The following is an 18,877-nucleotide window of genomic DNA, read 5'->3' as shown; positions in this document are numbered from 1 at the left end:
AAGCACGTGCAGTACGACATCGCGATCGACGGTGACAAGGCGTTCCGGATCGAACCGGGCGCGGACGCGACGGCACCGCGCTACGAGACGGTGCTGGGCGCCGAGATCTGGCGCATCACCGACGAGGGCGCGGCGCCGACGGACCTGGATCCGTTGCAGGGCACCGTGAGCACCGAGCGGTTGATCCTCCTCCGCACGGTGCCGCCGCTGCCCGGCGCGTGGCCGCAGTACCCGTCGATGGGACCGGGGGACAGGTCGCCCCGCAGCAACACCTCGATCCGCGACCAGGTGGAGGCCGCCCTGGTCGCGCTCGCGCCGGAGGGCTGGCAGCGGATCGACCTCCGGTGCCGCGTGATGGCCCGCCGGATGGAGGTCGAGGCGACGGTCACGATCGACGGCACCACCCACGTCTGGGCGCCGCCGGTGATGGTCAGCCAGTGGCTGCACCGCCTGCGGATGCGGGAGTTCCACAGCAGCATGGGCGTCTGGTTCACCGCGACCCACGCGTTCGTGGCGGGCGGCGAGACCGAGCGCCACTTCTTCATCGACGGCCCACCGGACTGGCAGATCCAGGTGGACTACGGCACAGCGCTCCAGCTGGCCGCCGACGAGCTGCGTCTCCTCCCGACCAGGCCGGAGCAGGTGCCGGACTGGATGTGGCGGGCCGCGGGCAAGATCCAGCAGACCGGCCGCGTCAGCAAGCTCCACCCGCGCGAGACGGAGCCCCTGCGGGAACTCGCGCGCGCCTTCGACGTGGTCGAGGACGGCAAGGGCGTCTGGTACCGGCCGATGGTCGGTGGCAGGGAGGTGGACCTGCTGCTGGGCTACCTCGAGTCCGCTCCGGTCGTCCTGTCCTCCCGAGGCTCGGCGAAGGACCTCCACGCCGGAGGCGAGGACCAGGTGGTGCCCCTCGCGTTCCACACCGACGGCGTCTGGACCTGGCCGGCCGGCGTCGCCTACTACCTGCGCGAGCACCAGATCCCGCCACAGCCGGCGCTGGTCGACCACATCCGCCAGCAGCGCTACGAACTCCCGCCCGTCACGGAGATCGCGAAGGCCCGGGCCTCCGCACTCGCGATGGGCAGGCCGTTCCACGAGGACCAGGTCGAAGCGGCCTTCCGCAAGGCCCTCGACCCGCTCCGCCTGGTGATCACCCGAGTCCAGACCAGTCCGCGCTTCTACAGCCTCGGAACCCACCGCGCACAGGCGTGGTGCCTGGTCCGGGACGGCGACTGGTACGAGGTCTACTGGGCAGAAGCCGACTTCAAGGAGAAGCACGAGCGCTTCGCCGACGCCCGCAACGCCGTCACGTACCTGATCGGTCAGCTCATCGAGCACCAGGACGCCCTGCGCTTCGAACTGGACGAGGACCTCCCGCCCTGGCAGGCCCCGTACCAGGTGAGCTCGGACCAGGAGCCGCAACTGGCCACGATGACCGAGGTCCGCCTCACGCAGGTCGAGGACCTGTGGGTCCACCGCTACGGCACCCCGGACGGCAACCTGGCGTACGAGACCGAGATCCAGTCGGACCGCGAACACCACCGCTACCACCTCAAGGGTCCGTGGACCCTGATCACGGCCCTGAACCCCGACGGCGTCCGCGCCTACGTCCTCCCCGGCCCGTTCACCGAGTTCCCGGACCACGTCGACGACTTCACCCTCCACCCCGGCCTCCCGCCGGTGACGGACTCCCTGCGCGAGCAGGCCCGCCGCCAGGTCCCCGACACCTGGCTGTGGTGCGCGGATCCGGAGGTGAACCCGAACTTCATCCAGGGCATCCCGGACGCGACCCTCTTCGGTGCCTACGAGGTGAACGAGACCGGCGAACTCACGGGCAAGACCTACCTGAACCCCCACTACCGTCCGGGCCCGGCCCGCAGAGGCTTCCCCGAGCCCCTGGCGAACCTCGACGTGGTGCTCGGCTACGTGGCCTGCGGCTGGTCCCCGCACCAGAGCCTGCTGACGGCAACCCTGGACGCACGCCTCATCGCGGAGACGGACGGCCAGGGCAACCTGCGCATCGGCGTCACCCAGGACGGCCGCCGCTTCCTGGCCGTGTGGACCGCCCCGGGCCACCTGCCCCCGGACGCCGCCGCCCCGATGGAGACGACGGGCCGGGAACTGCTCCCGGTGCTCGCGGGAGTCGTCCTGGTGATCAACCCGGGAGGCGCCGTGGGCGTGGAACTCCCGGGTGACGACCTGATCGCCGCGTCGACCGCCGGCTGACCGAGCACGGCGGCGGGGTCAGCCGCCGGCGGCGCGCGATGCCGCGACGGGCTGCGGGCTGCCGTGGATCACGATCGGCCCGAACTCGACGGAGCCCAGACCGAGCAGCCACCACGCGGCGCCGGCGATCACCGTGATGACCGCGAGCGCGAACAGCAGTCGCAGGAGTGCTCGCCAGTTCTGGGACAGGCGGTGGACCAGGGCGGGCCACGAGTTGGGGTCGCAGTCGTGAGGCGTGTTCATCCGGTCTCCTCGGTGGTGGTCGCTTTCTTTCTGTGGTGTCCATTGAAGACCAGAAGAACCGCTTGACCAGCACTTTTTCGAGTTGTTCCGGAATGTTCGGATTGTTTTCCGATGTCTTCTCGAACATTTTCGGAAGCGAAGTCACCGAGTCGGAAACTTTTCCGAAAACTTGTGGCGGATCGATGGACTTTCGGAAAATTTACCGAGTTCTGTCAACTTTTTGTCCACCTTTGGCGAGCCGTGCGGAGTGGAATTAATCCGGTTGGGCCGTTTGGTGGGTGTTCGGGTACGATTTCGCCCCCCGAGCTGATCTTCGCCTGTTCGTCGAGGAGTTCTTCATGGCGGTTCTGGATGAATCGTCCCTGCACACCAAACTCGGTTTGCGTCGCCTGGGCATCGTTCAGGTCCGGGAGACCCCGCTGGCGGAACTGCTCCACATCGGCCGTGCCGACACGCCTCTCGAGGTGCTGGTCAAGCTGCACTGGCACACCTGCCGCGTGATCGACGAGCTGCCGATCGACCAGGTGGCGAGGACGGTGGTCAAGTACGCCTGCAACATTCCGAGGGATGTCGAGCTGAACCGGCTGGGAACCGTCGGGGAACGTCTTGCGTTCGTGGCGAGGAAGAACAGCGGGTCGCGGGGCTGGGCCAAGAGCACTCATCAGCAGAAGCTGCTGGGTCGCGTGAAAAGAATTTGGACGACGTGGCAGCGCGGCCAGAACCCGCCCATGCCCGTGGGCCTGCTCGAGGAGGAGGTGGCAGCGGAGGAGAAGCACGAGCGGTTCGGAAGCGACGGCAGAATGGAAGTCCCGTCCTCGATCCTCGATGCCCTGCTCCTCGACACCAACAAGGCGACGGTGGACGGGCTGGGACGGCTTCTTCCGCAGATGTTGCTGTTCTTCGAGGTCAGCCCGAGCGGCCACATGGTGACCGTGAGAACGGACAGCTGTGAACAACTTCCGGTTTTCACGAGCCGGGAGTTGTTCGAGGAGTACGCGGATTCCAGCCGCCGCCGCGGCCGGGAACGAGGTCGGTACATCCTCGACCGGCTGGCCGGCTTCCCCGAGGTCGGCCTGTCGCTGAATCCGATCGCCGGCTCCCACCGGCACCTTCACTGGCTGGCGAAGGACGTCGAGCGGCTGCGGCGCGACATGGGCAACGAGGAGGAGTGACGTGGACGGGTTCTCGGTCGATCTCGGCGAGCTGGACGCGGTGGCCGGCAAGTTCCGCGGCGTCGCCGCCGACGTTCGCGACGACAACGCGTGGAAGTTCAGCGTCGACACCTCCCGCTGGCCGGAAGACGATCCGCTGCGTGCGGCCGTGGAGGTCTACGACCGCAGTCTGAAAGCAGCCAGAGACCGCCTCTGCGCCAGGACCGACCAGATGGCGGACCGGGTGCGGGAGACGGCCGAGGCCTATCGCGGCGCTGAGGACGAGATCGCGGCCGGGTTGAGGTCGCTCAGAACGGATGGACGCGCTTGAACGAAGGACACACCGGCGGGGGCGACGACGAGCCGACCGTGCGGACGGGTCCGGCGCTGCCCGGTGAGGCGCCGGGCAGCCCGAGCAGGATGCGCCTGGTCGCGGAAACGACCGCCGCGCAGGCCGCCCCGCTGGGGGACGCCGCCGAGCGCGTGAAGGGCATCGACACCACGCACTGGTCGGGCGCCGCGCATGACGGGTTCCTCTACCGCCGCCACGAACTGACGCGACAGTGGCGATCCGCGCACGAGATCCACACTGCCGTCATCGAGCGGGTCGGCGAGCACAACGGCTTCGTCCACGAGCTGCCGCACCGCTGGGCGGACTACGAGGACAGCCGGGGCAACCGGCTGCAACTGAAGAACGAGCACGACGACCGCACCGCCGACCTCGTCCGGTTCCTCGTCGAACAGGCGGCGCGACTCGACGAGCTGGCGGTGGGCGAGTCGTTGCGCCTCGCCCAGCGGCTCGAGCCGGCGCCCGCACCCGCGCCCCAGGCCCCAGCCGACGACGGCCCGGCCGACGAGCCTGAACCCGGCCCGGTCGTGGCGTTCGAGCAGCGGCTCCGCGAACGCGAACTGCTCACCGAGGCACTTCAGCACGGCCGTCGAGTCGAGCGGATCCCCTACGACGGCGTGACCACCTGATCCCGTCCCCGGTCGTGCGAGGGCTACGCCGGGTTCTCCGCGACGGCGAGGTAGTCCGTGTAGATCTGCGGCGAGCCCGAGAACGAGGCCAGCTGCTTCCACTCCTCGTACATCTGCTTGGTGTCGCGGTGAGCGGCCGCGAACTCCGCGGCCTCACCGGTGGCGATGTCGGGCTCGGGGTAGAAGACGTCCAGCGCCTCCAGGCTCGCGATCTCCATCATCATCACGTACTGGTCGAGACGGTTGCCCCGCTCGCCCTTGAGCACGTGGAACCGCCAGTCCGGGTAGTCGTCGATCCGGTGGTGGTTCTCGGCGATGAAGCGGTCGAACATCTCCTCGGTCACGCCGGCGCGCAACGCCAGGTTGTGGATCCCGACGACACGGGCGACGGGCTTCTCCCCGGAGCGGTAGCGAGGTCCGGGCGTGACCGTGCTCCGCGGGTTGTCGGCCAGCAGCCGGTAGTCGGTGAACAACGTCGGCAGCTCCCCGAACGTGCCCAGTTGCCGCCACCGCGCCAGCACGGCCTCCGCCTCGGGGTACCGCGCCCAGAACTGCCGGGCGAGCTCGGTCTGCTCCCCCCGGGCCGTCACGTAGAGGTCGCGTTGCTCGGCGCTGTCGATCTCGAACAACATCAGGTACTGCCCGGTCCGCTCGCCGCGCAACCCGCGCAGCAGCGTCCACCGCCACCCTGGGTACAGGGGCAGGTGAACGCCTTCAGCACGCACGAAGGTCTCGAACTCCTCCGGCGTGACACCGGCCTCCGTGTCGATGGCGATGTACTGGAAGGTGAACACCGACGAGCGTCCCATTGCGTCCAATCCTCGGGCCGGGAAGGGGAACGCGCGTCCGCCGAGCACGACTCCCCACATCAGATCCTGCCAGCTCTAGCGCTTCGGCGATGGCCCGCGCGGGAGTCCGTCAGTGCCGTCGGTCCTCCAGCGCGGCGGTCGTGCGGGTGAGCCATTCCGCCAGGAGCGTTCGTTCGCCGTCGCTCAGCGCGGGGAGCTGGGGCAGGGCCGCGCGGAACGCCACGACGAGCGCCATCGGGTCGGCGGCGGGCGGCGCCGGCGTCGAGGTCAGGACCTGGGCGAGCACGGCGTCGAGCATCGTGTCGGCCAGTTCGGGGTCGCGGCGGTCGGCGGGCGTGCTCAGCAGTGCGAGCACCGCGCCGTCGCCGGCGGCGTGGATCAGGTCCGTCGCGCGGGCCACGGTGACGTTGAGCAGGCCTGCCGCGGCCAGGCGGGCCACCCTCGTCCGCAGGATCCCGGCACCGGTGGTCGTGGCCGGGGAGCGTTGTGCGCGTGCGGGGTCGACCAGCAGCAGGAACACGTCGGGGTTGGCCAGGTTGAAGGCGATGTGGGTGCGCCACGAGGCGCGCAGGTCGTCCACCGGATCGCCGTTCTCGGTGGCCGCCCAGGAGGCCTTCTCGGCGACGTGGTCCGCCATGACCTGCTCGGCGACCGCCTCCAGCAGGCCGTCCTTGTCGCCGAAGAGCCGGAAGATCGTCGGGGCCGGAACACCGGCCTCCTGAGCGACCGCGCGGGTGGTCACGGCCTTGGTGCCGCTGGTGCGGAGCAGGTGAGCGGCCGCCGCGACGATCTTGGCGCGGGCGTCGGCGCGGGTCTCGGTCAGCGGCGGCTCCGTCATGAATCGATGATATCAGCCAACTGATATCGCTGGTCCGAATCAGTGATACTGTTTCGGTGAACCAGTGATTCAGATGAGGGGATGCCATGATCATCGTTACGGGAGCGACGGGCAGGCTCGGCCGCCAGGTCGTCGAGAAGCTGCTCGAGAGCGTTCCGGCCGAGACGGTCGGCGTGAGCGTGCGGGAGCCGGCCAAAGCCGCCGAACTGGCGGAACGCGGAGTACGCGTCCGGGCGGGCGACTTCACCGACCCGGCGTCGCTCGACCACGCCTTCGAGGGCGCCGCCGAGGTGTTCCTGGTGTCAGCCGCGATCCGCGGCCCTCAGGCCGCGGCGTCGAGCAGGGCCGCGGTGGACGCCGCACAGCGCGCTGGCGCACACCGCGTGCTCTACACGAGCCACCAGTGCGCCTCCGCCGAGTCGCTGTTCGACCCAGGACGTCAGCACGCGGCGACGGAGAAGTACCTGGCCGGACAGAACATCGCGCACACGGCGTTGCGACACGGCTTCTACGCGAGCACCTTTGAGCACTACGTGCCCTCCGCACTGCGGACCGGCGAGTTCCGGCTGCCGGCCGACGGCCCGGTGTCGTGGACTGCACACGCCGACCTGGTGGAGGCGGACGTCCGCGCCCTGACGAAGCCGGGCCTGTTCGACACGGTCAGCCCGCCGCTTGCCGCGCCCGACCTCGTCGACTTCGCGGACGCGGCCCGCCTGCTCGGCGACATCACCGGGCGGACGATCACGCGGGTGGTGGTGGACGACGAGGAGTGGAAGTCGGACGCGGTCGCCGCAGGGATGCCGGAGCCGGCGGCGGAGTTCGTGCTCGGCATGTTCCGGGCGGCGCGGGCAGGCGAGTTCGCGGTCACCGACCCGGCACTGGAGGACCTGCTGGGACGGCCGGCGATCCCCATCCGCACGACGCTCGAAGACATCGTGCGCAACGCCTGACCCCAGGCCGACCCCGACCGGAGCAGCGGGAAGGGCCACAACCCAGGTGGTTGCGGCCCTTCCCGCACAACGCTCTGCTCGTGGTGCGCAGGTCTGCTCGTTGCCCCCAGAAAACGCCGAAAGGCGACCCGGTCCGCGCACTCCGCGAACACAGATCGCCTTCGACTTTCGTGCCCCCGGCAAGGCACCACGCAGACCTGCTCACCACTTCGATCAAGCGTACAACCGGCAAGTTGGTACTTGAGAGCAGCTTCGTCGTGGACGAGCCGCGGGGTGGGCGATGAACGGCCAAATCGAGCGCAACGCTTCTGACCTGGTCGTTCGGGCGGTCACGACGATCATGGCTGCGGTTGTGGGGCTGACGTTCCTGTTCGGATTCGGCAACGTGCTGAGCTTGGGCCTTCGGCTGGGCGTGCCGGTGTGGGTGGCACCACTCGTCGCTCCTGCGGTGGACTTGTCGATCCTCGGTCTTCTGCTCGGGATCCGGCACCTTGCGCTCGCCGGGGCCCCGCTTGAAGCGCTGCAGCCGGCTCGCCGGTTGTTGATGTTCGCGAGTGCGGTCACGTTGGCGCTGAACGTGGCCGATCCGGTGGTTGCCGGTGAGTACGGCAAGGCTGCGTTCGATGCTGTTGGCCCGCTGCTGTTGATCGGCTGGGCTGAGGTAGGGCCGGGCCTGTTGCAGGCGATTGTTCGTAGCTGTGCGTCGAAGCCGCTGGCCGCGGCCGACGACGAGCGCGGAATCGCAGAAGGCGACGAACTAGAGGCCGCATCACCTCGACGTGAAGGCGTATCGAACCCGATGGCGATCGGCCTGCCAGTTGATCGTTCACAGGACGCGCTTTTGGATCGGGCACGACACGAAGATGCAGTTCACCGAGCTGTTCATCAGCGGCCGATATCGGCAGACGCTCTGCGAACGAAGCTCGGGATCGGCTCAGGCTCGGCCAGACGGTTGATCAAGATCGTTCGCAGCGAAGGACGGGTGAGCTGTTCGCCTGGGGCAGACACCGTCGAATCTGCACAGCAGCTCGAAGTTGCTCAGTCCTCGGCTGCTTGATGGTGCCTCCTCACGGGTTTTCGGTCGAGGGCGAGGCAGCGCGATCATGTTCTTAGCCATGCCCCATTTGGGTGAGATGCGAAACATGGCGAAGTATTGCTTCGATGATGTGAGCAACCTGCACGCGAGGTGTGGCGGCTCGGTGCTGCCGGCGCTTCGACCTAACTGATGCATTTGGACGGTGATGATGGGCCTGGTGGTGCCGACGCCAGAGGTGCTGTTCGCCCTGTTCCAGGTCGAAGCGGGTAGCTTGGCGGGCGCCCGAGTGGCGTTTCAGTCGCTCGTCACCGATCTCGTGGGCGTCAGGCATCCCGCTGCGAATGAGGTCGCCGGGCCAGGCGGCGGTGACTGGGGGATCGACACGTACGTTGGGCGACTCGACGACTCGGTCGTGGTGTGGCAGTCGAAGTTCTTTCCGACCTGGGTGGGGAAGGATCAGCAGCAGCAGGTTCGCGACTCGTTCAAGCAGCTCATGGGCAAGGCTAAGGACGAGGGCTTTCACGTCGATGCGTGGACCCTCTGCGTGCCGTGCATCCTCCCGCCCGATGAGCAGCAGTGGTTCGACCGCTGGGCTGCGCGCGAGGGGCGCAAGCACACGATCAAGATCACTATGTGGAACGTGATCGAACTCCGTCGCCAGCTCATGCAGCCGGACGCGGAACACGTGTACCGCAACTACTTCACCAGCGGACGCCTACAGCCTGCACAGCAGGTGCGGATGTTGACGGATGCCAGTTGCTTGGGCGACGCGCTCTTCGTGCGACAGCTTGAGGAAGCCGGCAAGGTTGAGACCGATGCCGCCCGAGGTCTGTTCTTCGCAGCCGAAGCGTTGGCACGCGATCTCGCTGCCGCAGGCAATGAAGTCGGTGTCAGCGCACTCAACGAGCTACACCTCGACCTGCACTCGTTGTGGGAACAGCATTTCAACGCCCAAGTTGGTGGCGCTGACGATGAGGGCAAGATGCAGGGCCTGGTCGACCAGGTTCTCCATGAAGCTGGCCAGTCCGCCGATCCGGAAGGCCTCAAACTGAGGCCTGCGCATCGCAAGGGCGTCGTGCATCGCCTCGTCGAGGATGCGCGAGCTGGCTGGGTCAAGCATTGGCGTCATGTCGCGGCCTCACATCAAGGTCCAGCGGCGAGTGAGACCGTAGCTGCACAACTGGAAGCGGATCAGCCTGGAGCAGCGTCGTGACGTCGTTCGAAGATGGCCATGTCGAGGAGGGCGTCGCCCTGTCCGCCGCGGTACCTGACGGTCCTGAAGACCGGCAGGTGTTTCGGCTCGCGCAGTTGACTCTCCTGCTTCAGGTTGCCGGTGCGGAGTCCGCGCCGGTGCGATCCGTTGACCGTCTTGCGTTCTACGACTTCTTCTCCGCGAACCCCTTCGTCGTGGTCTCCGGGAGTACCCCACGTGACGATGCTGATCGCCTAACTCTGCGACTCGCAGGCTTCAGTGACCGGCAGCTCTCCTACGCTTCCACCGGCCAGCGGTTCGCGAGCAGGTTGCGGCGCCTTCAGCACGACCTGTCGCTGCTCGTGGCCTACGGTCTGGTCACGATCGACAACGAGGGTTACGGCTTGTCAGAGGAGGGCAAGACGATCGCGTCGCAGTTCATCTCTGTCTATGCAGACTCCTATCGAGAGGGCGCTCGTGTAGTCCTCGGACGGTTGAAACGGTTGTCGGACCGCAACTTGAAGCGAAACGCAGACGAGTGGCTTGGACGGTCGTGGCTGCTGATCGATGTATTGGACGATGTCCTTGAGGCGATACCGGGTGCCTCAACTCGGGCAGACAGGGGAGAACCTCGTGGCTGACAACGACCCGACCAGGGGTATCAGGCTGGTACAGCTGAAGCTTGGTGGTCTCGCCGCGACCGGCCGCTCGTACGAGGTCTCGTTTCGTGGCGCCGGTGGAGACTCGTGGCGACCGTTCTCCGTGATTGCTGGCCCGAGTCAAACTGGCAAGTCCAGCGTCATCGACTTTGCCCGGTACTGCCTGGGAGATGACGAACATCCTCAGCACCCGGAAGTCCTTGCCTCCGTGCGTGCGGCGCTTCTTGAAACCGAGCTCGGGGGAACGACCACGACGATCGAGAGAGCGGCCACCGGGCCGTCCTCGAAGTTCGCGTCGATGTGGGAAGCCCCGCTGTCGGATCTGCAAAGCGTGCCTGAGCTGCGCTTGCCGATCGAGCCGACGTCCGACCCGAGCGGACTTTCCCAACACGTGCTCGCCGCGTGTGGGCTTGGGAACGTGGAGCTTCCGGTTGCACCTACGCAGCCGGAGTCGGCGACGCACATGCTGAGTATCCGTGATGTGTTTCGGGTGATGTGCTTGCCGAACGAGCGCTTGGACAACAAGAACCTGGTGTTCGAGCATTCCAACCACATGGTCAGGCAGAAGTTCCAGCAGACCATCAACGTGATGTTCGACGTGCATGACAGTACTGGGAGCGACATTGCCGGACGGCTCAAGTTGGCGAACGACGCCGTTCGAAACGCCGAGCGTGCGGCAGAAGCGTTGCGGGCGGTGGTCGAGGAGGAACATCCGCTGGGGCCGCTGGTGCTGGAAACCGACCGCGACAACGCGCAACGGGAAGTCGCCGCACTCGCAGCTCAGCTCGGATCGCTCGACAGAGCACGCATCTCACAGGAAACCGGAGCGACCAGGCTGAGGCAAGCGCTCAGCAGCGCGCAGGATGCCGCGCGTGCGGCTGAGGTTCGTGTGCGCAATCGTGAGAGCCTTGTAGATCGATTGGGAGCCCTCCGTGGTCAATACGCAGACGACAAGAAGAAGCTGACATTTCTGAAGGAAGCCGAGCAGCTGTTCGACCCGCTGCACGTTTCGGTGTGCCCTGCTTGTCTATCCACATTGGACAATTCGCCGACGCTTGTCGATGGCTCATGCACGCTGTGCGGACAAAGCGTTGAGATGAAAGGCTCCGATGTGGTGAGCGAGGATGACGTCCCTGCGGCGCCGGGCGTCACAAGTTCCGCCCGCACGGGCTCTTCAGCTCTCCTTCAAGCAGAGTTGAAGGCGACGACTCGGCGCCTCGACGAGTTGAACGAGTACTGGACACGCCTGGACAACGACCTGAATGCCCTTCGGACCGCGCGAGACGAGGCTGACCGGGCGGTTGAGGTGGCGGCAGCCGCACTCAACCGAGTGGCCGACGTACCCGCCCCGTACCTCGCAGACCGCGACGATCTGGCTCGCCGTCATGCTGCTGCCCTGCTGCGCGAACAGAAGGCATCCTCCGGCTTGCGGCTGTGGGAGCGCGTGCAGCAGGCTGATGACAACGTGATTCGTCTTGAAAGGCAGGCGAAGAGGCTACGTGCTGAGCGTCGTGAGGCAGCTTCGCGGCCGGACCGCACCGCTGTGATTCGCCTGCTTTCCCAACGCTTCGGCGAGGTACTTTCAGATTTCGGCTATCCGAAGCTGAGCGATCCCAGGCTGGACGGCAACCTGATGCCGTACGTCCGCGGCCTTCCCTACAGTGCGGCCAGCAGCGGCGGCCTGGTCCTGATCAGCCTTGCCTGGTACCTCACTCTTTGGGAAGTCGCTCACGAACAGGACGCTCGGCGCCCAGGCTTGCTCATCATCGACAGTCCGCAGAAGAGCCTCGGGCACGCTGCAGACCCGAACGATTCCGACTTCGCCGACGCCAGACTCGTCGAGAACTTCTATCGTCACGCCAAACGGTGGCTCGCTGGGCCGGGTGTTGGAGCTCAACTCGTTGTCGTAGACAACTCCCCGCCGGAGACCGTCGCGGGCGACATCGTCAAGCGATTCACGCGAAGCCGGACCAACCCTCCGTACGGCCTCATCGACGATGCCACCGACTGAGCTGCAGACCCCTGGGCCTGAACGACGTCACCACGTTGCGGAATGCAGCGGCTGAGAACCAGATCTTGACCACCTGCCGCGACGAGTGCTGGCGCAGCGCAGCGGCGAGGCGTGTGTCGGTCCAGACCACGAACTCTTCGGGCGATTCCGCATCGACTGGTTGTCGATGCTGTTCTCGTGTCGGTGGGGCTGAAGTGGACCAGCGGTCGTGAACCCAGCCGCTCGCGGTTGAGACAGGGATGGGGCCCAGAAAGCTTCTGCCAGCTGCTGGAGAAGCGCTACCGCGACGAGCTCGACGACCGGGCCAAGCAGTACATCGACTTCGCGGTCGACGGCGCGAAACGCATGCAGGCGCTCATCAGCGACCTCCTCGCCTTCAGCCGGGTCGGCCGGCACCGCGACACCGCGACGGTCGTCTCCGCCGCCGACCTGGTCGACGAAGCGCGCCGCAATCTCGCCCTAACCCTGGAGTCCGCGGGCGCCGAGGTCGAGGTGGGCGAGCTGCCCGAGATCAAGGGCGAGGCGCGACTGCTCGTCACGGTGTTCCAGAACCTGATCGGCAACGCCGTGAAGTTCCGCTCGGAGCAGACACCGCACGTGCGCGTCGACGCCGAACCGGGCGAGGCTGGCGAGTGGGTCTTCTCGGTGCGGGACAACGGCATCGGCATCGAGGAGCAGTACGCCGAACGGATCTTCGTCATCTTCCAGCGGCTCCACACCAAGGACAAGTGCCCCAGCACCGGCATCGGCCTGGCGATGAGCCGCAAGATCATCGAGCACCACGGCGGCCGCATGTGGCTCGACACCGCGCGCACCGGCGGCACCACCATCCACTTCACCCTACCCCAGATCGACTCGCACGTACCGATCTCCGCCGGCTGAGGTTCCTGGCGTGAGGCGGGTCTCGCCCATCCGATCAGGATGTCCTGCAAGCCGGGATTTTTCAGCACATTGCAGCGCGGATCGACTTGGCGACCATTGCCATGGTGGTGCGGGCGCGGACAGGGTCTTCGGTGAGGAAGTAGTGGTCGGTGCCAGGCGTTTCGTCGTGGTGTACCGGGACGCCGGCCTCGCGCAAACGTGCGGCGTAGCGGCGGCCGTCGTGCCGGAGTACGTCGCGTTCGGCAGTCAGCACCACCGAGGGCGGCAGTCCTGACAGATCCGTTGCCAGCAAAGGAGAGGCCCACGCTTCCCTGCGGCTGGCGGGGTCGGGGAAATACGTCCGGCGCACGAGCTGGCGCAGCTGTGGCGTGATCATGCCTGGCTCGTTGTGGTTGTGTTCGGTGTGGAAGTCCAGTGCCGGGATCCCGAGCACCTGCAGGGCGGGGAGCCAGCGTCCGCCGTCGCGGGCTTGCAGGCTGACGGACGCGGCTAGGTTGCCGCCGGAGGAGAACCCGCCGACCGAGATCCGATCGCTGCTGAGCTTCAGGTCGTTGCCGCCTGCCGCAGCCCATTCCGCGATGTCGTGGCACTGGTGGTGGGCGACGGGGTAGGTGACGTAGGGCGCGGTGCGGAAGTCGACGTTCAGGATGGGGATGTTGGTGGTGGCGGCGAGGTAGCGGCACCACCAGTCGTCCATGAATGGGTAGCGCATCAGGAACGCCCCGCCGTGGAAGTGGACGTGTGCCGCGCCGGGTACGGGCCCGGTCAGCGGCTCGTAGACGTACACCCGGACGCGGCCGTGCCTGGTCGGTACTCGGATCGCTCGTGGTCGCGGCAGCTCCGAGCCGGCGAAGCGGAGTTCTTCGCCGTAGCGGACCGTCCAGCGGGCGGTGGCGTGCATCGTCGCGGCGGTGATCCGGTCGCTGAGTCTCACCTGGGTACTTCGTCGTTCGAGGCTATGCGGATCGGATCCCGTGCTTCCGGCTTCAGCTGAGGACGGTGGTGACGTTGACGCGGTCGGCACCGAGTGTCACGTAGAGCTGTGCCCACTGTTTGTCGGTTTCGGTGGGTTTTTGGCTGTCGCAGAAGGGTTTGCGGCCGTGTGCGGTGTAGTAGCGCAGCAGGGAGAGGGTTTCGCCGGTGTTGCGCATGGCTTCGTCGGTGTAGCGGGGGCCGGGCGGCTGGGGTTGGTGGCGCAGGCAGGTGAGCTCGGCGCCGTTCTCGTTGTCGAAGACCGGGCCGGGGTCGGGTGGCGTGGAGCAGGCCGTCAGGACGGTGGCGCAGCACAGGATCGTGGCCAGGTGGCGCATCGGGTCTCCTATTCGAAGAGGGCTCTGGCGGTGAGGCCGATGCCGACGACGAGGACGAGCCCGGCGGTGAGGACGGGCAGGGCGGTGAAGCGGTCGCGGAAGCGTTCGACGGCGGCGAGGCGGTCGCGCAGGCGGACGAGGAGCAGGCCCACAGCGGTCAGGGTGGTGGCCATGCCGAGGCCGTAGGCCAGGACGAGCAGGACACCGAACCAGGTGCGGCCCAGGGCGATGGCGCCGAGCAGGACGACCAGGGCGGACGGGCTGGGGACCAGGCCTCCTGCCACGCCCATGCCGATCAGGCAGCCACGACCGACACGATGCCCGTGCCCGTGCCCGTGCCCGTGGCCATGTCCGTGGCCGTGTCCGGCGAGGACGGGCTGCCGGTGCTGGACCAGGGCCGAGCGCAGGAGGTAGGCGCCGATGGCGGTGACGAGCACGCCGCTGGCGATGCCGAGCACTCGTAGCAGGGATTCTCCGGCCAGGGCGCTGGAGGCGCTGATCGCCAGGCCCATGAGCAGGACGCCGGCGGTGTGGGTGAGGGTCACGGTGGCACCGACGGTGAGGGCGTCGCGGGTGGTGCCGTCGCGGCCGGCGAGGTAGGCGGCGATGACGGTTTTGCCGTGGCCGGGGAGGGCGGCGTGGGAGGCGCCGAGCAGCAGCGAGAGCAGCACGGCGAGCAGGCCGATCAACGGGGTGAGGTCCTGGCGACCGACGAGGTCGGTGAACGCGCGGGTGGCGGTGCCGATGAACGTGCTGCCACCTTGTGCTGCGGCGATGCCCGAGGTGGTGCCGGAGCCGGGTTCGACGCGCAGGGTCACCATGCGGACGTCGAGCGGGTTGGCCAGCAGGTCGTCGGGGTAGGCACGCAGTTCGTCGCTGGAACTGGCCGCTGGGACGGGCGGGTCGATCAGGGCGATGCCGTCGCCGGTGGCGGTCATCTCGTGCCAGCCGACGCGGCCCTGCCGGTAGGTGTCGCGCACGTCCAGCGTGGCGGCGCTGCTCAGGTCCGCAAGCGCGGTGAGCCGGCAGGTGAGGCGAGTGGTGGCGAGCCCGGCTTCGCCCGGCGGGAACTCGAGCGCGGCCGACTGGAGCGTCACGGCCGTGCGGGTGCCGTTGACTGCTACTTCGAGGCTGCCGCGGACGGTGTCGCATTCGCGGTTCGCGTAGCCGGTCTGCTGGGCGGGTTGTTCTTGCAGGGTGGGGATTTCGGCGAGGTCGATGACCGAGACGACGTCGACCCGGTCGGGGTGCACGGTGATGGTGTGGTGGTGGTTGACCGTGAAGTTGCCCAGCGGGTGGGCTCCGGCGTTCGTGGGCGCCGCCAGCATGGCCAGCGCGGTGAGCAGGAGAACCGCGAGCGCCTTCATCGCAGGCCGTCCAGCGCGGCACGGGCGGCGGGCGCGTCCACGGGGGAGAAGTGCGGGTTGATCCGCAGCGCGAAGTCGAGGGCGTCGGCGGCTTCCGCGGTGCGGCCGAGGGCGCGCAGGATCATGCCTCGGTGGTAGGCGAACGTCGCGTTGCGCCAGCCTGTGGAGGTGGCGCGCTCGGCGTAGGTGAGGGCTTCGGCGTCCCGTCCGGCCAGGTGCAGGGCCCAGGCGAGCGCGTCGGCGACCAACGGGTTGGTGCGACGGTTCCACTCGCGTTCGGCGGCCGTGAGCGCGGTGGCGGTGTCTCCGCGGTCGGCGGCGACGACGGAGGCGGCGAGGTCGTCGGTGCTGCCTGCGGCGGCGAGCAGTCGCTCCTGCTGGGCGATCAGGTCGAACTGGCGGGTGGCGTCGTCGGTGCGGCCGGCGGCCCGCAGCAGGAGGGCGTGTTCGTGCAGGTACTGCGGTGACGGCACGCGTGCCACGAGGTCCGCGTAGCCGGTGAGCGCGTCGTCGAGGTTGCCTCGGGCGGCGGCGATCTTGGCGCGTCCCTGGAGCAGGGCGGGGTCGAGCGGATCGACCAGCAGACCCTGCTCGTACTGGGAGGAGGCCTCGTCGAGGTCGCCGTTGTCGAACGCGAGCTCGCCCAGGTGGTAGCGGCAGAACACCTTGTCGGAAGGGGAAGAGGAGGCGTCGAGGGCGCGGGTGAGGGCCTGGCGGGCGGAGTCGACGTCGCCGCGCTGTTCGAAGTCGTAGGCGGCGCGGGTGAACGCGGGGACACCGGGTTCGAGGTCGAGCATCCGCTGCACGGCGGCGCGTGCCTCGTCGATGGCACCCAGCTGGGTCAGGGCGTCCGCGAGCACGCCGTACACCTTGGCGGTGTCGGGCAGCGCGGTACGGGCGAGTTCGGCCTGGTCGCGGGCTGCGGCGAAGTCGTGACGGGCGTTGGCCAGCGCGCCGAGGCCCAGGTGTGCGGGGCCGTTCGCGTCCGGCTTGTGCCGCAGGGAGGTGTCGAGCGCGCCCTGGGCCTTGCCGTAGTAGGCCGGGTCGCCGGTGATCCGGGCCTGTTCGACGTAGGCCGAGCCGAGCAGTGCCCATGTCGCGGCGTCGTCGGGTATCCGTCGCAGCCGTTCCTGGGCCGCGGTGATGGTCCGTTGCACGTCGCTGCGCACCACAGCGGCGCCAGGAGCAGCAGGAGCCGGGTCGTCACCGCGGCTCAGCGCGGTGGCGGTGGTGGCGAGCAGGGCTGCGCCGGCGGCGATGGCGAGCACTGCGATGACCTTGCGGCGATTCATGGCGCACTCCGTGGGTTGCTGCCGAAGGACGTGCCGGGGGACGGACGGAAGTCGTCCCCCGGCACGCGTTTATGCGACTGCGGGAACTGCGGTCCGAAGTGGACGACGGCTCAGCAGCCACACGCCCGAACCGATCAGCAGCGCCGCGAGAACGCCGTTGAGGACCAGCCCGTCCGGCAGGCCTCCACCGCCACCGCTACCGCCCACGGGCGGGACCGCACCGGCGGCACCGGAGTTGACCGCCGTGTTGTTCGGCAGCGCCACGTACGGGAACGCGGAACCGAACGCCTTGTCGTTGGCGTTGACCTTGTCGCCGGTCGCGAGCGCGGGCACGATGCCGCTGACCGCGGCCCCTTCCAGCGCCTGCACCCCGATGTCGACCACGTCGTCGGTGAGCCTGCGGCCGTTGGGGAAGCCCTGCAGGTCACCGGCGAGCACACCCAGCCGGTTCGGCGACGCGGCCGGCGGGATCGACGTGTTGAGCCGCAGCTGCTCCGACGGGACGAACCTCTTGGGGTTCACGTCGGCGTTGTTGAGCTGCGAGTTCAGGTCCGCCTTGATCGGCCCGCCCGCCTTGGTGGTGATGCCGGTCAGGAAGATCTCCACCAGGTCGTTGCGCGGCGTGGCCGGGGCCGGGATGCCGTAGATCGCCTGGATCAGCTTGGGCACCTCGGGGTCGGTGACCCGGTTGACCAGCTCGGGCGTCTTGCCGTCGCGGTCCGGCGTCAGGGCGTTGAACTTGTCCTTCAGCCCGGCCGGCACGACGACCTCGTTGACCAGCGGGTTGCCCAGCCGCGACACCTGCACGAACGGGCCGACCCCGTGGGACTCGCCGGGGCTGAGGATCATCGACTGGCGTTCGGTGTCGCTCCACACCCCGATGACCGGGTTGCGAGTGGCGTCGCCCTTGAGCGCCAGCTGCGACTTCGGCACCTGCAGCGCGATGGTGTTGACGTTGTACCCGCGCAGCGTGTCCTGGCCGACCTCGGACAGGTTGCCGCCGTAGAGCAGGTCGAACACCCGCAGGTCGAGGAAGAACGCGTCGTCGGACTGACCGACGTAGCTCTTGCCGCCACCGGGCACGTCGGTGATCGCCTGGGCGCGCAGCGCGCCGTAGTCCGGCATCGACGCGGGGCCGGTGTTGGACGGCGCGACCTTGCCCGAGCGGATCAGCTTGCGATCCTTGCCGTCGCGGTCGATCAGCTCCAGCGTGTAGGTCTGCCGGAACAGCAGGTTCTCGTCGTCCAGTGACGTGACCGGCCCGTTGTTGTACAGGAACGTCGACTTGCCGCGACGGTCCTCGGTGCGGAACGTCCACCGATACGTCAGGTCCGCCTTGGCGTCACCGTCGTTGTCGATGTTGATGTCGTAGTGGGCGTCGGTGGCCCACGGGTAGAAGTTCGGCCCGCCGTTGGGCTCCTGGAACGGAGACCAGCTCGCGACGAGCGTGACCGTGTCCGGCTTGTCAGGGCTGACGAACGCGTAGACATCGGTGTTGTCGACCGCGGGATCGCCCGCGATCAGCGGAGCTTCCCGGTGGCTCGACGCGCCGGCCGGACCTGAACCACCGAGCAAACCAGCCGCGAGCACAGCGCTCCCGACCGCTACCAGACTTACCGCCACGCGTCGTCGGCGACGCGTGGGAGGAGGTGCTGACATGCTCCATCCCTTCGGATCGGCGCCCGTCCGGGGAGCGACACCCGCCACCCGGACAGGACCTCACTCATTCGCCGCCGATGGAGTAGAGGCTTGCTGGGTTCACTCGAATGCCCTCTTGCATACTCCTTGCATCAAGCGCTAGTGGATCAGAGACGACGCGCCCCCCCCCGCCGTGGGGGCCCCGGCGCGCCCGCGTAACGGGGGCTTGTTCGACACAGGAGGGCACCCCCCTTACCCAGTCCCCCCCCCAGCCCCGCGGCGGGGGAGGGGAGGC

General features: G+C 68.0%; 18 protein-coding genes. 10 read left to right on the top strand and 8 right to left on the bottom strand.

The window, feature by feature from the left end; genetic code table 11:
* Positions 1–6 precede the first annotated feature (6 nt).
* Positions 7–2,226: an SseB family protein gene (locus ACFWNN_RS19915; protein ID WP_382441391.1), complete on the top strand. Its 2,220-nt coding sequence runs from the start codon at positions 7–9 to the stop codon at positions 2,224–2,226.
* An 18-nt stretch (positions 2,227–2,244) separates the two neighbouring features.
* On the opposite strand, the gene ACFWNN_RS19910 is transcribed toward ACFWNN_RS19915, so the two are convergent.
* Positions 2,245–2,469: a hypothetical protein gene (locus ACFWNN_RS19910; protein ID WP_382441390.1), complete on the bottom strand. Its 225-nt coding sequence runs from the start codon at positions 2,467–2,469 to the stop codon at positions 2,245–2,247.
* Between the two features lie 278 nt (positions 2,470–2,747).
* Here ACFWNN_RS19910 and ACFWNN_RS19905 point away from each other — a divergent pair, with 278 nt between their 5' ends.
* From ACFWNN_RS19905 to ACFWNN_RS19895, 3 genes are read left to right on the top strand one after another with little or no spacing between them, the layout of a single operon-like run.
* Positions 2,748–3,641, top strand: a complete 894-nt coding sequence (locus tag ACFWNN_RS19905) for a hypothetical protein (protein WP_382441389.1) — start codon at positions 2,748–2,750, stop codon at positions 3,639–3,641.
* Between the two features lies 1 nt (position 3,642).
* Positions 3,643–3,951 carry a hypothetical protein gene (locus ACFWNN_RS19900; protein WP_382441388.1) on the top strand — a complete coding sequence of 103 codons (309 nt, stop codon included), beginning with the start codon at positions 3,643–3,645 and terminating at the stop codon, positions 3,949–3,951.
* Positions 3,948–4,598 (top strand): hypothetical protein, encoded by a 651-nt coding sequence (locus tag ACFWNN_RS19895; protein WP_382441387.1) that lies wholly within the window; start codon positions 3,948–3,950, stop codon positions 4,596–4,598. Before ACFWNN_RS19900 ends, ACFWNN_RS19895 begins: the two co-directional genes overlap by 4 nt.
* 23 nt (positions 4,599–4,621) lie before the next feature.
* On the opposite strand, the gene ACFWNN_RS19890 is transcribed toward ACFWNN_RS19895, so the two are convergent.
* Together ACFWNN_RS19890 and ACFWNN_RS19885 are read right to left on the bottom strand one after the other, a co-directional pair.
* A complete protein-coding gene (locus tag ACFWNN_RS19890) occupies positions 4,622–5,407 on the bottom strand; it encodes a hypothetical protein (protein ID WP_382441386.1) in 786 nt (261 codons plus the stop codon).
* Positions 5,408–5,516: 109 nt separating this feature from the next.
* The gene (locus ACFWNN_RS19885) at positions 5,517–6,245 is read right to left on the bottom strand and encodes a TetR/AcrR family transcriptional regulator (RefSeq protein ID WP_382441385.1); all 729 of its coding nucleotides are present in this window, start codon (positions 6,243–6,245) and stop codon (positions 5,517–5,519) included.
* 86 nt (positions 6,246–6,331) lie between these two features.
* Between ACFWNN_RS19885 and ACFWNN_RS19880 the strand changes: the two genes are divergently transcribed.
* The 6 genes from ACFWNN_RS19880 to ACFWNN_RS19855 all read left to right on the top strand — a co-directional run bounded on the left by ACFWNN_RS19880 (position 6,332) and on the right by ACFWNN_RS19855 (position 12,975).
* On the top strand, positions 6,332–7,195 hold the full coding sequence (locus tag ACFWNN_RS19880) for an NAD(P)H-binding protein (protein WP_382441384.1): 864 nt from the start codon (positions 6,332–6,334) through the stop codon (positions 7,193–7,195).
* A gap of 280 nt (positions 7,196–7,475) precedes the next feature.
* Positions 7,476–8,252, top strand: coding sequence for a hypothetical protein (locus ACFWNN_RS19875; protein ID WP_382441383.1), 777 nt, complete (start codon positions 7,476–7,478; stop codon positions 8,250–8,252).
* Positions 8,253–8,433: 181 nt separating this feature from the next.
* Entirely contained in the window at positions 8,434–9,444 is a 1,011-nt protein-coding gene (locus ACFWNN_RS19870) for a hypothetical protein (protein WP_382441382.1), read from the top strand.
* Positions 9,441–10,064, top strand: coding sequence for a hypothetical protein (locus ACFWNN_RS19865; protein ID WP_382441381.1), 624 nt, complete (start codon positions 9,441–9,443; stop codon positions 10,062–10,064). The genes ACFWNN_RS19870 and ACFWNN_RS19865 overlap by 4 nt, the downstream gene beginning before the upstream one ends.
* On the top strand, positions 10,057–12,093 hold the full coding sequence (locus tag ACFWNN_RS19860) for a hypothetical protein (RefSeq protein WP_382441380.1): 2,037 nt from the start codon (positions 10,057–10,059) through the stop codon (positions 12,091–12,093). Before ACFWNN_RS19865 ends, ACFWNN_RS19860 begins: the two co-directional genes overlap by 8 nt.
* A 177-nt stretch (positions 12,094–12,270) precedes the next feature.
* Entirely contained in the window at positions 12,271–12,975 is a 705-nt protein-coding gene (locus ACFWNN_RS19855; protein ID WP_382441379.1) for an ATP-binding protein, read from the top strand.
* A 61-nt stretch (positions 12,976–13,036) separates the two neighbouring features.
* On the opposite strand, the gene ACFWNN_RS19850 is transcribed toward ACFWNN_RS19855, so the two are convergent.
* The 5 genes from ACFWNN_RS19850 to ACFWNN_RS19830 form a co-directional block, all read right to left on the bottom strand.
* Positions 13,037–13,909: an alpha/beta hydrolase gene (locus ACFWNN_RS19850; protein ID WP_382441378.1), complete on the bottom strand. Its 873-nt coding sequence runs from the start codon at positions 13,907–13,909 to the stop codon at positions 13,037–13,039.
* A gap of 52 nt (positions 13,910–13,961) precedes the next feature.
* Positions 13,962–14,285, bottom strand: coding sequence for a hypothetical protein (locus tag ACFWNN_RS19845; RefSeq protein ID WP_382441377.1), 324 nt, complete (start codon positions 14,283–14,285; stop codon positions 13,962–13,964).
* Positions 14,286–14,293: 8 nt separating this feature from the next.
* Positions 14,294–15,652, bottom strand: coding sequence for a nickel/cobalt transporter (locus ACFWNN_RS19840; protein WP_382441376.1), 1,359 nt, complete (start codon positions 15,650–15,652; stop codon positions 14,294–14,296).
* The gene (locus ACFWNN_RS19835) at positions 15,649–16,944 is read right to left on the bottom strand and encodes a tetratricopeptide repeat protein (RefSeq protein WP_382441375.1); all 1,296 of its coding nucleotides are present in this window, start codon (positions 16,942–16,944) and stop codon (positions 15,649–15,651) included. The genes ACFWNN_RS19840 and ACFWNN_RS19835 overlap by 4 nt, the downstream gene beginning before the upstream one ends.
* Before the next feature lie 69 nt (positions 16,945–17,013).
* Positions 17,014–18,534, bottom strand: a complete 1,521-nt coding sequence (locus tag ACFWNN_RS19830; RefSeq protein WP_382441374.1) for a DUF4331 domain-containing protein — start codon at positions 18,532–18,534, stop codon at positions 17,014–17,016.
* Positions 18,535–18,877 lie beyond the last annotated feature (343 nt).

This window comes from Lentzea sp. NPDC058450 (assembly GCF_042721395.1).
GTDB lineage: Bacteria > Actinomycetota > Actinomycetes > Mycobacteriales > Pseudonocardiaceae > Lentzea.
Note: the sequence above shows the minus strand (reverse complement) of the source record. Positions and strands in the feature narration are given on the sequence as shown.

What these genes read in the sequence shown, in the direction of transcription:
- ACFWNN_RS19845 (WP_382441377.1), bottom strand. Translation starts at nt 14,285, where the DNA reads ATGCGCCACCTGGCCACGATCCTGTGCTGCGCCACCGTCCTGACGGCC.
- ACFWNN_RS19885 (WP_382441385.1), bottom strand. Translation starts at nt 6,245, where the DNA reads ATGACGGAGCCGCCGCTGACCGAGACCCGCGCCGACGCCCGCGCCAAG.
- ACFWNN_RS19875 (WP_382441383.1), top strand. Translation starts at nt 7,476, where the DNA reads ATGAACGGCCAAATCGAGCGCAACGCTTCTGACCTGGTCGTTCGGGCG.
- ACFWNN_RS19910 (WP_382441390.1), bottom strand. Translation starts at nt 2,469, where the DNA reads ATGAACACGCCTCACGACTGCGACCCCAACTCGTGGCCCGCCCTGGTC.
- ACFWNN_RS19840 (WP_382441376.1), bottom strand. Translation starts at nt 15,652, where the DNA reads ATGAAGGCGCTCGCGGTTCTCCTGCTCACCGCGCTGGCCATGCTGGCG.
- ACFWNN_RS19890 (WP_382441386.1), bottom strand. Translation starts at nt 5,407, where the DNA reads ATGGGACGCTCGTCGGTGTTCACCTTCCAGTACATCGCCATCGACACG.
- ACFWNN_RS19880 (WP_382441384.1), top strand. Translation starts at nt 6,332, where the DNA reads ATGATCATCGTTACGGGAGCGACGGGCAGGCTCGGCCGCCAGGTCGTC.
- ACFWNN_RS19835 (WP_382441375.1), bottom strand. Translation starts at nt 16,944, where the DNA reads ATGAATCGCCGCAAGGTCATCGCAGTGCTCGCCATCGCCGCCGGCGCA.